The organism is Caulobacter sp. (assembly GCF_965279145.1).
Lineage (GTDB): Bacteria > Pseudomonadota > Alphaproteobacteria > Caulobacterales > Caulobacteraceae > Caulobacter.
Genome location: NZ_OZ257139.1, coordinates 3,104,724 through 3,119,838, shown reverse-complemented (window position 1 = coordinate 3,119,838; position 15,115 = coordinate 3,104,724). Strand labels below are relative to the sequence as shown.

At 66.9% G+C, this 15,115-nt stretch carries 15 protein-coding genes; 5 read left to right on the top strand and 10 right to left on the bottom strand.

All coding sequences use genetic code 11. The annotated features are described in order from the left end of the window. Positions 1–2: 2 nt before the first annotated feature. The 6 genes from zwf to fliL all read right to left on the bottom strand — a co-directional run bounded on the left by zwf (position 3) and on the right by fliL (position 7,736). Positions 3–1,457, bottom strand: coding sequence for a glucose-6-phosphate dehydrogenase (gene zwf / locus ACQY9P_RS14555; protein ID WP_421738567.1), 1,455 nt, complete (start codon positions 1,455–1,457; stop codon positions 3–5). 244 nt (positions 1,458–1,701) lie between these two features. Next, positions 1,702–4,572 (bottom strand): tetratricopeptide repeat protein, encoded by a 2,871-nt coding sequence (locus tag ACQY9P_RS14550; RefSeq protein WP_421738568.1) that lies wholly within the window; start codon positions 4,570–4,572, stop codon positions 1,702–1,704. A 7-nt stretch (positions 4,573–4,579) separates the two neighbouring features. Further along, a complete protein-coding gene (locus tag ACQY9P_RS14545; protein ID WP_421738569.1) occupies positions 4,580–5,383 on the bottom strand; it encodes a hypothetical protein in 804 nt (267 codons plus the stop codon). Beyond that, entirely contained in the window at positions 5,380–5,925 is a 546-nt protein-coding gene (locus ACQY9P_RS14540) for a DUF6468 domain-containing protein (protein WP_421738570.1), read from the bottom strand. Before ACQY9P_RS14540 ends, ACQY9P_RS14545 begins: the two co-directional genes overlap by 4 nt. After that, complete coding sequence (fliM, locus tag ACQY9P_RS14535; RefSeq protein ID WP_421738571.1) at positions 5,922–7,082, bottom strand: flagellar motor switch protein FliM; 1,161 nt, start codon at positions 7,080–7,082, stop codon at positions 5,922–5,924. Before fliM ends, ACQY9P_RS14540 begins: the two co-directional genes overlap by 4 nt. A gap of 30 nt (positions 7,083–7,112) precedes the next feature. Continuing rightward, positions 7,113–7,736, bottom strand: a complete 624-nt coding sequence (gene fliL / locus ACQY9P_RS14530) for a flagellar basal body-associated protein FliL (protein ID WP_421738572.1) — start codon at positions 7,734–7,736, stop codon at positions 7,113–7,115. A 224-nt stretch (positions 7,737–7,960) separates the two neighbouring features. Between fliL and flgF the strand changes: the two genes are divergently transcribed. The 5 genes from flgF to ACQY9P_RS14505 all read left to right on the top strand — a co-directional run bounded on the left by flgF (position 7,961) and on the right by ACQY9P_RS14505 (position 11,610). After that, the gene (gene flgF, locus ACQY9P_RS14525) at positions 7,961–8,698 is read left to right on the top strand and encodes a flagellar basal-body rod protein FlgF (RefSeq protein WP_421738573.1); all 738 of its coding nucleotides are present in this window, start codon (positions 7,961–7,963) and stop codon (positions 8,696–8,698) included. A 13-nt stretch (positions 8,699–8,711) separates the two neighbouring features. Then, positions 8,712–9,500 (top strand): flagellar basal-body rod protein FlgG, encoded by a 789-nt coding sequence (gene flgG / locus ACQY9P_RS14520; RefSeq protein ID WP_421738574.1) that lies wholly within the window; start codon positions 8,712–8,714, stop codon positions 9,498–9,500. 4 nt (positions 9,501–9,504) lie between these two features. After that, positions 9,505–10,248 carry a flagellar basal body P-ring formation chaperone FlgA gene (flgA, locus tag ACQY9P_RS14515; protein ID WP_421738575.1) on the top strand — a complete coding sequence of 248 codons (744 nt, stop codon included), beginning with the start codon at positions 9,505–9,507 and terminating at the stop codon, positions 10,246–10,248. 12 nt (positions 10,249–10,260) lie between these two features. Continuing rightward, positions 10,261–10,995, top strand: coding sequence for a flagellar basal body L-ring protein FlgH (gene flgH, locus ACQY9P_RS14510; RefSeq protein WP_421738576.1), 735 nt, complete (start codon positions 10,261–10,263; stop codon positions 10,993–10,995). Positions 10,996–11,139: 144 nt separating this feature from the next. Continuing rightward, positions 11,140–11,610 carry a hypothetical protein gene (locus tag ACQY9P_RS14505; protein WP_421738577.1) on the top strand — a complete coding sequence of 157 codons (471 nt, stop codon included), beginning with the start codon at positions 11,140–11,142 and terminating at the stop codon, positions 11,608–11,610. Here the strand turns inward: ACQY9P_RS14505 and dxs are convergent, their stop codons facing one another. From dxs to ACQY9P_RS14485, 4 genes are read right to left on the bottom strand one after another with little or no spacing between them, the layout of a single operon-like run. Beyond that, complete coding sequence (gene dxs / locus ACQY9P_RS14500; RefSeq protein ID WP_421738578.1) at positions 11,611–13,530, bottom strand: 1-deoxy-D-xylulose-5-phosphate synthase; 1,920 nt, start codon at positions 13,528–13,530, stop codon at positions 11,611–11,613. A gap of 17 nt (positions 13,531–13,547) precedes the next feature. After that, complete coding sequence (locus ACQY9P_RS14495; RefSeq protein ID WP_421738579.1) at positions 13,548–14,432, bottom strand: polyprenyl synthetase family protein; 885 nt, start codon at positions 14,430–14,432, stop codon at positions 13,548–13,550. Further along, on the bottom strand, positions 14,429–14,773 hold the full coding sequence (locus ACQY9P_RS14490; RefSeq protein WP_421738580.1) for a tRNA-binding protein: 345 nt from the start codon (positions 14,771–14,773) through the stop codon (positions 14,429–14,431). The genes ACQY9P_RS14495 and ACQY9P_RS14490 overlap by 4 nt, the downstream gene beginning before the upstream one ends. After that, entirely contained in the window at positions 14,773–15,030 is a 258-nt protein-coding gene (locus ACQY9P_RS14485; RefSeq protein ID WP_421738581.1) for an exodeoxyribonuclease VII small subunit, read from the bottom strand. The genes ACQY9P_RS14490 and ACQY9P_RS14485 overlap by 1 nt, the downstream gene beginning before the upstream one ends. Between the last annotated feature and the right edge of the window lie 85 nt (positions 15,031–15,115).

The window sequence follows — 15,115 nt, the reverse complement described above, 5'->3', positions numbered from 1 at the left end:
GATCAGGCCTTCCAGGACCGGCCGCCGGGCGAGATCAGCCCGGTCGACGAGTTCGGGCCCCAGGTTCCGGCGGCATAGGGCGCGGGCTCGATATTGGCCTGAGCCCACGCGGCCGAAACGCCGTCGATGAACTTCCAGGCCTGCTCCACCTCATCGCGACGCACAAACAGGGTGCGATCGCCGCGGAAGACGTCCAGGAACAGCTTCTCATAGGCAATTCGCCGACGCCCGCCGCTCTGGCTGAACGACAGCGACAGCGGCAGGGATTGAAGGCGTATCCCCTCTTCCGACAGGCCCGGACGCTTGTTCATCAGGGTCAGTACGATGTTCTCGTCGGGCTGCAGGTCGATGACCAGGCGATTGGCGGCAAGATCGCTATCGGTGGCGGCGCCAAAGATGTTGTGCGGCAGCGACTTGAACTGGACGACGATCTGGGTGCGCCGGTCCGGCAGGTTCTTGCCGGTGCGCAGGAAGAACGGCACGCCGTCCCAGCGCCAGTTGTCGATCGCCACCTTCATGGCCACGAAGGTCTCGGTCTTGGAGGGCTTTCCCACCTCTTCCAGATACCCGGCGCGGGCGCCGCCCTCGACAACGCCGGCGACATACTGACCGCGGACGGTGTCGTGAGCCACTGACTCCTTGGTGAAGCGCCGCAGGGATCGCAGTACCTTGACCTTTTCGTCGCGGACCGCGTCGGGATCGAAACCCGAGGGGGCCTCCATCGCCACCAGGCACAGCAACTGCAGCATGTGGTTCTGCACCATGTCCCGCAGCGCGCCATACTCATCGTAGTAGGGCCAGCGGTCGCCGACCTTCTCGGTCTCGGCGATGGTGATCTGGACGTGGTCGATCGTGTTGCGGTCCCACAGGGGCTCGAACAGCACATTGGCGAACCGCAGGGCGGTCAGGTTCTGGACGGTTTCCTTGCCCAGATAGTGGTCGATGCGGAAGATCTGGCTTTCATCGACGATCGCGCCGACGGCGGCATTGGTCGCCTGCGAGCTTTCCAGATCACGGCCGATCGGCTTCTCAAGAACCAGGCGGGTCTCGGGACCCGTCAGGCCGGCGGCCTCCAGGGCGGCGCAGGCGGGACCGTAAAGGCTGGGCGACAGCGAGAAGAAGATGACGAGCGAGCCGTGCGGGCCAATGCGCTCGGCCAGCTTCGCCGTTCCCTCGTTCTTGGTGATGTCGACGGAGATATAGTCCAGGCGGGCCGCCAGACGATTCCAGACCGCCTCCTCGACCGTCGCGCGCTTGCCGAGTTGCTCGCGAACCAGGGCCTTGTAGCCCTCTGCGTCATGATCGGCGCGGGCTACGCCGATGATCCGCAGATCGTGAGGCAGAAGCCGATCGACCTCCAGAAAATAGAGCGAGGGCAGCAGCATTCGCAGCGCCAGGTCGCCGGCGCCGCCCAGCAGCACCAGAACTTCGCGGCCATTTTCGCCGTCGTTGGTCATATTCACTAGATCTTCCACCCTATGACAACGTTGTCATGGCACGCTTGCAAGAACTTGGCAAGCCGTCGTCAACCAACGTTCCACCCGGGATGTCGGGCGCGGCACTAACTAGGCTAAACGCGCAGGTCCCGCCAGAAGACCAATCGACTTTCGAGGGGTCCGTGAACGCGGCCAGGACCGGTTTCGCGCACGGGTTTTGCGAGACAGCGCCATTCTCAGACGTGTTTTGGAAAATTCCGTGCGCCTATCCGCGAGCGCCAGATCCCGCCGGCCTGGCGGCGCGGAAGCGGTCCTTCATCTTGGAAACCCAACCGCTGAAGGCTTCGTTGTCCGCCGTCACGCGACCGAAATCGGCGCTCGACAACGATTCGACATTCATGCCCGACAGGGCCACGCGCAGCCCTTCCGGATTGTTCGCGCCTTCGACGAAGCCGGAGTAGCGCTGGCGCAGGCGACCCAGCGCCGCGTCGTCATCAGCGAGGCTGTAGGCCACGCCGGCGCGGAGAAGTCGGGCTTCGTCGCCGGGCGACAGGGCGCCCTGCGCCCTCCAGCGATCCCCCAGCGCCTTTTCATAGAGCCCGCCGGCCGCTGGCCAGACATGACCCTTCCAGGCGATCTCCGCGCGAATTTCCTGGGCGTCCTTGCTGTTGTCGCCCTCGATCATTTCCTCGGCGGCGTCATAGCGGCCAAGACCCATATAGGCCCGGGCGGTGGCCAGGCGACGCTCGGCGTTCAGGGCGGCCGGCAGCACGGTGCTGCGCGTGTCATTGATCGTTTGCAGCGCGCTCTCGGGCTGCTTGTTCATCAGGTAGATCCAGGCCAGATCGGTGGCGACCTGGGCCTTGGGAACGCCGTTCAGGCGGTTGTCGACCTGGTATTTGAGCAGCTTGGCGGCCTCGTCCAGCAGGTCGACATCAACCAGACGACGCACGAGGTTGCGCACCATCTGATCGCCGTCCGCCCCCAGGGGCGTAAGCTCCTGAAAGTCGTAGAACAGGCCCACGGCCTGAATCGGCTGCATGCCATCGGCCAGACCATCCAGGAAAAGCGCCCGGAAGGCGTTGTTGAGATCATTGCGCAGGGCGATCGCCTCGGGACGGTCGGCCTGTGCGTTTCCGACCGAACGCAGCACTTCCAGCGCTTCGCGATAGCGGCCCTGGTCGATGTAGAGCTTGCCCAGGCCGCGAATGGTCTCAAGCTCGACGCCGTCGCCCCGCCAGCGGAAGCGCAGCTGGTTGAGCTGGTCGGCGGCCTTCACCGCGTCGATCTGCCCCTTGGCCAGACGCAACTGGGTGGAGTGCAACATGGCGGGGGCCGCGAGCCGGTCGATCGGCGCCTTGGCGATGGCCTGGAACATGTTCAGGGCGCGGGTCTTCTCACCCTTGGCCTCGAACATCCTCGCCTGGGTCAGGCGAATGTCGAGTTGATCCTCGACGGGGACCTTGGGCAGGGCCAGGGCGGCGCTGATCAGTCGGGCGGCGCCCACCAGATCGCCGGTCCCCAGGGCGGCCTGAGCCTGAGCGTGCAGGAAGCGGGCGCGCCAGATCACCGGGAACAGATCGAGGGCGCGACCACCGCCGGCGAACTTGGTCCGGGCGTCGGCCCATTCGCCCTGCTGGGCGGCGATATAGCCGCGCCACTGCGCCGACGAGGGCTCATCGGCCAGGACGGGCGAGGCGAAATCGGTATCGGCTTCAGCGAAGCGGTGAGCCATCACACGGGCCACGCCGCGCAGCCCGCGAAACTCGGCGTCGCCCATCAGGGTCTGGTGCTTGCGGGCGGCGGCGTTCAGAACGCCGATCGCCTCGTACGACATCCCGGAGCCGATCAGGAAACGGGCCAGAGCCATGCGAGCGCCGATGTCGCCGTTCTTGTCCTCGCCCTCGCTGGCGGCGGGGATGGCGCCCTGCAGGGCGTTGTAGCGGGCCAGGAAGCCGCCCGAGCCGGTCTTGGGCCAGTTCTCCAGGTCGACCAAGGCCGGCATGGACATCGGCTGCGGCGCGCCGGCGGCCACTTCAGCGGGCGGCGTCGAGGCCGACAACGGCGATAGCACCAGCCCCTTGGGTCGCCCGATCCGCAGCAGGTCGCCATCGGTGGAGACCATCAGATCGCTGGCATAGGTCTCGGCCGCCAGGCCCTGGGCCGATGGCAGCAGCGCCATCTCGACATATTCACGACGCGACGGCAGACCCTTGGACGGCGCCAGGGCCGGCGCGACCAGGAGACGATCGCCTACGGCCGGGTCATTGACCCAGACGGCCTTGGTGACACCCGCCAGAACCGCCGTCAGGGTGGCGGGACTGACGCTCTCGTCGCGGGCGACCTTGATGGCGTCCGGCGTGCTCTGGGCGCCAGCGCCCAGGCTGATCGCCCAGGAACCGCCCTGCCCTTCGGCATAGTATGGCGTGCCGGCCGGGGTGACGATGCGCAGCGCGCTGTAGTCCGCTCCCTTGAACACCTGGAGCTTGGTGTAGCGCGCGGTCGAGGCCGGCAGCTTGCCGATGTCGAGGCGCGCGGGGGTGTCGAACACCACCCAGACCGCCTCGCCCCGCCGGAACACGGCGGCGCCGGCGGGCGCGGCCCAGTCGAAGGTCAATCGGGCCTGGCCGTCGGCCTTTTCATAGCTGGCGCGCACCACCCCGCCGGGCGGCATGGGATTGGCGCGACCTACCGGGGCGACAGGCGCGACGGGCTGGCTCGCGCTGACGGGCGCGCCCGCTCGAGCGAAGATGTTGACGAAGTCAGCGCCGTCCGCGTTGCCCAGACGGACATCGGCGTCATCGGTGAGGGTGAGGACAACGTCCAGACCGCCCCCGACATGCCGGACATCGAAGGCCTTCACCCAGCGCGGCGGCGCCAGGCGCAGACCGGCGACATTGGGATTGGCGTCGCGATTGAAGTGCAGGATCAGGGTCTGGCCGTCGCGCTTGGACGACATGCGGGCCCCGCCGACCCAGTGGAATTCCAGCCGCGAGAAATCCGCCGCCTGGGCGACGCGCACGTCAAGGCTTCCGCGCGAGGCGGCGACCGGGCCGGCGGCCTGGACCGACGGCGCCGCCACGCTGGCGATGCAAGCCGCCGCGACGCCGGACCGCAGGATCGCGCGAAGCCTCATCGAGAGTCTATCCGGCCTTCTTGGGCGCCGGCGCGCCGGCCAGCGGCGCCGCCGAGGCCTGCTTGCCCGCCGCGTTGGCGGCGGCGGGATCGGTCGCGGCGGGAGCGTTCTCGGCGATCGCCGCCTTGCCCTTGGCGATAGCGTCATTGGCGAAGCGGTTGGCGAGGCGCTCGGTCAGGGCCTTGGCGTCGACGGGAGCCATGTTCGACAGGATGAGGCTGAGCGTGCGCTCCTTCATCTTGGCGGCGATCGGCAGACGCACCGCGTCATCGAGGATGGTCATCCGCGCGGCCGCGTCCTTGGGCTTCATGCTCGAGAACACCGTGACCATGCGATCGACCTCCGCCGACTTCTGCGAGTCGGCTTGGCCCAACAGGCCCTGAATGTCACCCTTCAGGCTGTTCAGCGCCTTGACCTTGGCGTCCAGCTTGGCTTCGGCCGCCGACAGCAGTTGCAGCTGCACGTCGATGTCCTGCTCGCGCTGGTCCAGTTGGCCGCGACGCGCGCCCAGGCTTTGCAGGATATGCAGTTCAGCCGGCGACAGACCCGCTTCCTTGGCCAGATCGTTGGCCGAAGGCGCGCAGACGCGCGGTGGCGGCGCCGTCGAGGCGGCGTTCTGGCCCGCGCCCTCGGCCGAAGCGGCTTCCTCGCCATGCTTGGCCTTGGCGTCCGGCTTGGCGACACCTTCGGCGAACGCCTTGGCCCCGTTGAGCATGTCGGGCAGCGACTTGGCGCCCGCCAGCGCATTGACGGCCAGGACGCCGCCGACGGCGACGCCGACGAGCGGCAGGATGCGGGGAATGTTCTTCATCGCCGTGCTCTGAAACTGGATCCGGGACTCGGCGGTTCGGCCGGCCCCTCGAAGAGGTCATCATCAACCCGAGCCCGTGAACGCGGGGTTTCCTTGGGCGTACTGGGCCGAATACCGGATTCGACGGGCCGCGAGACCTGCGCCTCGCGATCCAGAAGGCGCTCGAAGTCCTCGGCCTTCAGGCGGCGTTCCACCCTGGCGGCGGCCGGCTCGTCCCGCCGGGCGACGGGGGCCGCGGGCGAGGCGGGCGGCGGCGTGACCATCGGACGGTTCAGCCGCTCGTCAAGCTTGGCGGCCAGGGCTGTGGCCCGTTCGATACGGTCGGCCAGCGCCTCGGAGGCCTCATCCGTGGCGGCCCGCAGATCCGCCAGCCCCTGCTCGGCTCGCGCGGCGGCCACGTCCAGGTCGGCCACGGCCTTGGCGAAGCCGGCGTGGCTGTCGCGCAGGGCCTTCAGCCGGCGCTCCAGCCGCCAGCCGAACACCAGGGCCACGACCAGCAGGACCGCGAGCACGCCGTTGAGGATCAGGGCGGTGGCGCTCATTTCAGCTTTTGAACCGCCTTCTTGGCCGCCGGGGTCAGCGGCGCTTCCGCGCGAATGGCGATGGAGTGATTGCGACGCCCCATGCGCCCCCGCGTCAACGGGATGGAGCCGGCGCGAAGCTCGACCAGGCTGTCGGGCGTGCAGTTCAGCATCAGGGTGTCGCCGACCTGCAGGTTCAGAACCCGCGAAAGCGGCAGCTGCTGCTCATCGAGCACAGCGCGCACCTCCATCTGCGTGGTCCAGAGCTCTGTGGCCAAGTGGCCTTCCCAGATGTTGTCGCGACCAAACTTCTCACCCATGAACTGCTGCAGCAGCATCTTCCGGATGGGCTCCAGCGTCGCATAGGGCAGCAGCAGCTCAACACGGCCGCCGCGGTCTTCCATGTCGATCCGCAGCTTGACGAGGATCGCCGCGTTGGCGGGACGCGCGATGGCCGCGAACCGCGGGTTGGTTTCCAGGCGATCCAGCGAGAAGTTGACCGGGTGAAGCGGCTCGAAAGCGCTTTTCAGGTCGGCCAGCACAACCTCGATCATCCGCTGCACGAGCACGCGTTCGATGGTGGTGTAGGGGCGGCCTTCGATGCGCATCGCGGCGGTGCCCCGACGACCGCCCAGCAGCACGTCGACGATCGAATAGATGAGGTTGGAGTCCACGGTCAGCAGGCCGTAGTTGTCCAGCTCCTCGGCCCGGAACACCGCCAGGATGGCCGGCAGCGGGATCGAGTTCAGATAGTCGCCGAAACGGATCGAGCTGATGTTGTCGAGGCTGACCTCGACGTTGTCGCTGGTGAAATTGCGCAGGCTGGTCGTCATCAACCGCACCAGGCGGTCGAAGACGATTTCGAGCATCGGCAGGCGCTCGTAGCTGACCAGGGCCGAATTGATGATCGCCCGGATGCCGGTGCGATCGTCATTGCCGTCGCCAGACAGGTCGAAGCCCAGCAGGCTGTCGATTTCGTCCTGATTGAGGATCCGTTCGGATCCCATCATGTCGCCGCCGCCGCCGTCGTCCCAGCCGCCGCCGCCGCCGCCCATGCCGCCGCTGAAGTCGCCGAACTCTCCCGCCGCGCCCTCGCCAGCCGGCTGGTCGAACCCTCCCGGAGGGTTCTGCGAGGCCCATTGGGCCATCGCGGCCTGATCGTCGAGTTCGTCCGCCATGTTGGTTCGCCCAACCAGCCCCCTAAGGCGCTAGTTGATCAGCATCTCCTCGATCAGGACAGCGTTCACCTTGGACGGCGCCGCGACAAGATTGACGCGGCGCAGCAGCTCCACGCGGAGCTGGTAGGCGCCCTGACTGCCGTTCAGGTCTTCCGGACGCAGTTCGCGCAGGAAGGTCTGGAACATGTCCTGCAGCCTGGGCAGATTCGGCGTCAGAACCTCGGCCGTTTCCTCATCGGGCAGCTCAAAGGTCAGCTTCAGCTTCAGGAAGGTCGACTTGCCGTCCGCGGTCTGCATGTTCACGACAATGTCGGGCAGGGTGTAGAACACCACGCCGTCGGGGCCTTCCTTGATGACGGGAGAGCCGGCCGCGCCTTCGGCGCCCTTGGCCTCGCCCTCTTTCTTCTCGCCTTCCTTCTTTTCCTTCTTCTTTTCCTTCTTTTCCTTGCCGTGCTCGCCTTCCTTTTCGCCATGAGCCTCGGGCTTTGGCTTCATCAGGAAGAAGGCCGCGGCTCCGCCGCCGCCCAACACGAGGACGCCCGCGGCGATCGCGATGATCAGGATCGGCGGCTTCTTTTTCGCCGGAGCTTCGCCCTCGGCTCCGCCCTCTTCGCCTTCGGGGGCGGGAGCTTCCTTTGGGGGTTTCTTGGCCACGCGCGCGTTTCCTTGGAATCTACACGCATACTCATGCGCGACCATGGTTAACGATGTGTTTTGGAGGCCATTTCGCCGCAGGCAGAATCCACCCGGCAGAGTCCGACCACCACCCCTCCGTTAACCTTCCTATTCCTTGTTTTTGCTGGCCTTTTCGACTTGGCACGATGGTTGCTATCAGGACTGCGGCGCATTTGTCGCGCCAGCCGCCGAGTTAACTCGTCATGGACAACGCGCTGTATGTGGGCCTTTCACGGCAAATGACGCTGCGCCGCGAGCTCGACATCGTGGCCAACAACATCGCCAACGCGAACACGACGGGCTTCAAGGCCGAAGACCTGATGGTTCGCACCGAGCCCGCCAAGCCGGCCCGCACCCTGGGCGGCACGAACCCGGTCAAGTTCGTGCTCGATGATGGCGTGAGCCGCGACTTCAGCCAGGGCGCGATGACCAAGACCGACGGCGATTTCGATCTCGCCATCGAGGGGCAGGGATTTTTCAAGGTCCAGACCCCCGGCGGCGAGCGCTACACCCGCGACGGTCGCTTCACCACCAGCCCCGAGGGCAAGCTGGTGACCCAGGCCGGTGCCCCGGTGCTGGACGAAGGCGGCGGCGAAATCCTGATCGACCCCAAGCTTGGCCCAGTCCACATCGGCAAGGACGGCACGCTCAGCCAGGGCGCCGCGCAGCTTGGCAAGGTTGGTGTTGTTCGGGCCGACGACCTGTCGGTCATGAGCAAGGACGGCGACAACCTCTACCGGAATACCTCCAACACCACGCTCCAGCAGGCGCCCAACGCCGTCGTCCACCAGGGCATGCTGGAATCCTCCAACGTCCAATCCGTCGTCCAGATCACCAAGCTGATCGAGGTGCAGCGCGCCTACGAGAGCATGGCCAAGATGATGGACAACACCGCCGAACTGACGCGCTCCGCTGTCGAGCGCCTCGGCAAAGTCAATTAAGGGAAACTAGGTCATGCAAGCTCTGCGCACCGCCGCGTCCGGCATGTCGGCCCAACAGCTGAACGTCGAGGTCATCTCCAACAACATCGCCAACATGAACACTGTTGGCTTCAAGCGTCAGCGGGCCGAGTTCCAGGATCTGCTGTACCAGACCATCGAACGGGCTGGCTCGCAGTCGTCCAGCAGCGGCAACGTGGTTCCCACCGGCGTTCAGGTCGGCGGCGGCGTGAAGGCCGGTTCGGTCTATCGCATCACCGAGCAGGGCACCCCGACCCTGACCAACAACGAGCTGGACGTGGCCATCCAGGGCAAGGGCTATCTGCAGATCCTGATGCCGTCGGGCGAGACCGCCTATACGCGGGCGGGTAACTTCTCGACCAACGACCAGGGCCAGATCGTCACCGAGGACGGCTACACGGTTCAGCCGGGCATCACGGTCCCGCAGAACGCCACCGCCATCACGATCGGCAAGACCGGTCTGGTGCAGGTGACCTTGTCGGGCCAGACCGCGCCGCAGACGATCGGCCAGCTGGAACTGGCGAACTTCATGAATGAAGGCGGCCTGGAAGCCATCGGCGACAACCTGTTCCTGGAAAGCGGCGGCTCCGGCCCGGCGAACATCGCCGCGCCCGGTCAGCCCGGCTTCGGGAACCTGCTGCAGAACTACACCGAGGCCAGCAACGTCGACTCGGTCAGCGAAATCACCGCCCTGATCGTCGCCCAGCGCGCCTACGAGATGAACTCCAAGGTCATCACGACGGCCGACCAGATGCTGCAGGCCACCTCGCAGTTGAGGTCATAGGCTCATGAAGCGCTTCCTGATCACTGTCTGCGCCCTGGCCCTCGCGGGGCCCGCCCTCGCCGGACAGGCCGTGTCGCTGAAGTACGACACGACCGACAACGACGGCCGCGTCACCCTGAGCGACCTGTTCGACGACGCCGGCGCGGCGTCGGACGTGCTGGTCGCCATGCGCACCGGCCCGACCGTGGTGCTGGACGCCGGCCAGATCCAGTCGGCGGCCCGCCGCGCGGGCCTGGACTGGAACAATTCACAGGGCGTTCGCCGCATCATCGTCCGTCAGGGCCTGGAGGGCGGCCCTGCGGCGGTCCGCGCCAAGGGCAATGTGGAAGTTCTTGCCTACGCCCGCAGCCTGGCGGCCGGCGAGATCGTGCAACCGCAGGACCTGATCTGGACCAAGGTCGCCGCCGCGCCGACCGACGCCCCGCAGGACGCCGACGCCGTGATCGGCATGAGCGCCAAGCGCCCGCTGCGCGAAGGCGCCGTGGCCTCGATGCGCGACGTCTCGGCCGCGCAGGTCATCAAGAACGGCGACCTGGTCGCCGTCACCTATGAGGACGGGGGCATTTCCCTGACCCTGCAGGGCAAATCGATGAGCGCCGCCGCCATCGGCGACAGCGTCACCGTCCAGAACGTGCTGTCCAAGAAGATCATCGAGGCCGTCGCCACCGGCCCCGGCTCCGCCATTGTCGGCCCCCAGGCCCAGCGCCTGAAGACCAGCCGCTCCCCCATCCGCTACGCCGCTCGCTAGAGGTCACTCGCCATGCGTCTTCCCCTGCTCGCCCTCGCCGCCATCGCCCTCGCCCCGCTCGGCGCCTGCTCGACCGCCATGGAGGCCGTGCGCGGCCCCGAACTGGCGCCCGTCGGCTACCCTGCCCAACTGGCGCCGATGACCCAGCAATATGTCTCCAACCGCGATACGATGCCCCAGGCGGCCTCGGCCAATTCGCTCTGGCGGGTCGGCGCGCGGGCCTTTTTCAACGATCAGCGCGCCAGCAAGATCGGCGACATCCTGACCGTCCAGATCGACATCGACGACAGCGCCAGCACCAAGAACGACACGGCCAGCTCGCGCACCTCCAGCACCAAGGCGGGCGTCAGCAATTTCCTGGGTCTGGAATCGAGCCTGGGCAAGGTTCTGCCCGGCGGCTTTGATCCCGCCAACGCCATCGGCACGGACTCGACGTTCAAGAACGCCGGCGGCGGCAGCGTCAGCCGTTCGGAGAAGATCAGCCTGACGATCGCGGCCGTGGTCAGCCAAGTCTTGCCCAACGGCAACATGGTCATCCAGGGCACGCAGGAAGTGCGCACCAACGCCGAACTGCGCCAACTGACCGTGGCCGGTATCGTTCGTCCGGAGGACATCTCCTCGGCCAACACGATCAAGCACACCCAGATCGCCGAAGCCCGCATCAGCTACGGCGGCCGAGGCGATATCAGCCGCGTGCAGAAGACCCCGGCCGGCCAGGCCCTGGTCGAGCGCTTCTCGCCGTTCTGAACCTGAACGGGCGGCTCAGGACCGAGCCGCTCATTCCCAGTACGTCTTTCAGGCGCGGCGCCCTCGGGGGTCGCGCCTGAACCGTTTATGGATCGCGGCGAAACCACCGCGCCGCCCTTGCGTTCCTCCTTACAGGAGAACGCCATGGGACGTCCGACCGCCAAGCTCATCGCTCTGGGATTGTTGACCGCAGGCCTGACGGGCTGCGCGCACGAGAAGATCGCCACCGACGGGTACAGATGGGCGTTCGTGAGCGACGCCGGCGAAGCGCCGCGCCTAGCCTATGGCCTGCCGGCCAGCGATGACGTGGTGCTCATGCTGAGCTGCTCGCCAGGCGCTGACAGCGTCCGGATATCGGCCGTGGGCCTCAGCGGCGGCGATATCGTCCTGGCCTCGGATCGCGCCGAAAGCCGCTTCCCCGCCGACAGGGCCGAGGGCGGCCTCGTTGAAAGCGGACTGCTGGAGGCGCGCGGCAAGATGAGCGCGCCGGCCTTGGCGGGCTTCCAGCTGACGGGCCAGCTGGCGGTGTTGAGCCACGGCGAACGCCACAGGCTGGACGTGACGCGAGAGGATCGCGGTCAGGTCCAGGCGTTCTTCAGACGCTGCGCCGCCTGATCAGGCCCGGCGTCCCGCCGCGCTGATATTGTCGACACCCAGGGCCGCCAGCGCGCCGCGCATGATGCCTTCGGCGTCCAGCCCGGCTTGGGCGTACATCGCTTCGGGCTTGTCCTGATCCTGGAAGATGTCGGGCAGGACCAGAGTGCGGATCTTGAGCCCGCGATCCAAAGCGCCATGCTCGGCCAGGGCCTGCAGCACGAAGGCGCCGAAGCCGCCCATGGCGCCTTCCTCCACCGTGATGATCGCCTCATGCTCGCGGGCCAGCCGCAACAGCAGGTCGATATCCAGGGGCTTGGCGAAACGGGCGTCGCAGACCGTCGCGGACAGGCCGCGCGCGCCCAGCAGGTCGGCGGCCTTGAGGCTTTCGGTCAGGCGCGTGCCAAACGACACGATGGCGACGCTGGTCCCCTCGCGAACAATGCGTCCCTTGCCGATTTCAAGCGGGTCGGCGCGGCCGACAGGCATGTCGAGACCCAGGCCTTCGCCGCGCGGATAACGGAAGGCGCTGGGACGGTCATCGATCTCGACGGCGGTGGCGACCATCCGGGCCAGTTCCAGCTCGTCGGCGGCGGCCATCAGGACCATGCCCGGCAGGGCTCCCATGAAGCCGACGTCGAAGGTGCCGGCGTGGGTGGGTCCATCGGCGCCCACCAGACCGGCGCGGTCCATGGCGAAGCGAACCGGCAGGCGCTGAATGGCCACGTCGTGGACAACCTGATCGTAGCCGCGCTGCAGGAAGGTCGAATAGATCGCCGCGAAGGGCTTCATGCCGTCAGCGGCCAGGCCGGCGGCGAAGGTCACCGCGTGCTGCTCGGCGATGCCGACGTCGAAGGTGCGCTCCGGGAACGCCTTCTGGAAGATGTCCAGGCCGGTTCCCGAGGGCATGGCGGCGGTGATCGCCACGATCTTCGGATCATGCTCGGCCTGCTTGACCAGCTCCTGGGCAAACACCTTGGTGTAGCTGGGCGGGCCAGCGGCGGCCTTGTGCTGCTGGCCGGTCACGACGTCGAACTTGACCACGGCGTGCAGCTTGTCGTCGGCGCCCTCGGCCGGAGCATAGCCCTTGCCCTTCTGGGTGACGACGTGGACCAGCACCGGCTTGTCCTCGAAGTTGCGGGCGTTCTTCAACACCGAGACCAGGGCCTCCATGTCGTGCCCATCGATCGGGCCGACATAGTGGAAGCCGAGCTCCTCGAAAAAGGTGCCGCCCGTCACCATGCCGCGTGCGTATTCCTCGGCCTTGCGGGCCGCTTCGCGCATCGGCGTCGGCAGCTTCTCGACCACCGTCTTGCCCAGCTTGCGCGCCTTGCGGTAAGCGCCGCCCGAGACGAGATTGGCCAGATAGGCGCTCATCCCGCCCACCGGGGGCGCGATCGACATGTCGTTGTCGTTGAGGATGACGGTCAGCTGCTTGGTGGTGTCGGTCGCCGCGTTCATCGCCTCATAGGCCATGCCGGCGCTCATCGAGCCGTCGCCGATTACGGCCACGACCTTGTTGTCGCCGCCCTTGGCGTCGCGCGCCGCGCAGAAGCCCAGAGCCGCCGAGATCGACGTGGCCGCGTGGGCCGCGCCAAACGGATCGTATTCGCTCTCGGCCCGCTTGGTGAAGCCCGACAGGCCGCCGCCCTGGCGCAGCGTCTTGATGCGGTCGCGCCGGCCGGTGAGGATCTTGTGCGGATAGGCCTGGTGGCCGACGTCCCAGATCAGGATATCCTTGGGCGTCTCATAGACGTGATGCAGGGCGACCGTCAGCTCGACCACGCCCAGGCCCGCGCCCAGGTGGCCGCCGGTCACGGAGACCGCGTCGATGGTCGCCGCGCGCACTTCTGTCGCCAGCTGTTTGAGTTCCGCCACGGAAAGGCCGCGCGTGTCGGCGGGCGAAGCGATCTTGTCGAGGAGTGGAGTCACGGAAGGCATGTCCGAAGAAAGCGCGGTCAGTTGCGCCGGTCCAGCACGAAATCAACGCTGCGGCGCAGATGATCGGCGCGTTCGCCGAAAATATCGAGGTGCGACTTGGTTTGGGCGGCCAAAAGCGTCACGCGCTCCTTGGCCGAATCCAGGCCCAGAAGGGTGACATAGTTGGCCTTGCCCTTGGCGGCGTCCTTGCCGCCGGCGGCCTTGCCCAGCACCGCTTCGTCGCCTTCGGCGTCCAGAATGTCGTCGACGATCTGATAGGCCAGCCCAAGATCCTGGGCGAAACCCATCAGGGCGGCGCGCTCGGAATCTTTTGCCCGGGCGATGATCAGCGGAATTTCAAAGGCGAAGGCGATCAGGGCGCCGGTCTTGAGTCGCTGCATCCGGGCCACGGCGCCCAGGTCGTCGCGAACGCCCAGCAGGTCGATCATCTGTCCGCCGCACATGCCCTTGGCGCCCGAGGCGATGGCCAGCTTGCGCACCAGTTCGGAGCGAACATTGCCGTCATCGTGGGTGTCCGGGTGGGCCATGATCTCGAAGGCGGCGGTCTGCAGGGCATCGCCGGCCAGGATCGCGGTGGCCTGATCATACTGGATGTGCACGGTCGGACGTCCGCGACGCATGTCGTCGTCATCCATGGCGGGCAGGTCATCGTGCACCAGGCTGTAGGCGTGGATGCACTCCAGGGCGCAGGCGGCGCGCAGCACCGGCCGTTCCGGCAGGTCGAACATCTTGCCGGTTTCCAGGGCGAAGAACGGCCGCAGCCGCTTGCCCGGGCCCAGGGCCGCATAGCGCATGGCCTCGGTCAGCCGGCTCTCGGGGCCATCGGCGCGCGGCAGCAGCTCGTCGAGCGCCACGGTGACGATGTCGGCCGCCTGAACGATGCGCCGTTCCAGATCCATCAAAACAGCTTCCCCCCGTTCGGCGCCGCGCGGTCAATACTGAGCAGCACCACATCACCTTCGGCGTCCGGAAAGCCCAGACATAGAACTTCAGACATCACCGGACCGATCTGGCGTGGCGGAAAATTGACCACGGCCGCCACCCGGCGTCCCACCAGTTCACCCAGCGCGTAGTGCTTGGTCACCTGGGCCGAAGAGCGCTTGATCCCGATCGCCGGGCCAAAATCGATGGTCAGCTTGTAGGCAGGCTTGCGCGCTTCCGGAAACGGCTCGGCCCGGGTCACTGTCCCGATACGGATATCGACCTTCTCGAACGCGTCATAGGTGATGACGGCCGACCCCATCAGGTGAATTCCGCCGGTTCCGCGCCGACCGCTCCGCCCTGCCCCAGCACGATCTTCTCGACCTTGAGGCGCGCGGCCTCCAGCTTCTTCTCGCAGTGGGCCTTCAGGGCCGCGCCGCGCTCATAGATGTCGATCGACCGTTCCAGCGGAGCCTGGCCGGACTCGAGCTCCGACACGATCTTCTCAAGCTCGGCCAGGGCCTGCTCGAAGCTCAGACCGGCGAGATCTCCATCCAGGGCTTTCGAGGCGTCGGTCATTTCAACTCCGAGGAGAATAGCCGCACCCTAGTGGGGCGGGGACAAGCGGGCAACGGCCTAGAACGAGGCGTTGGTTAAGGAAAGC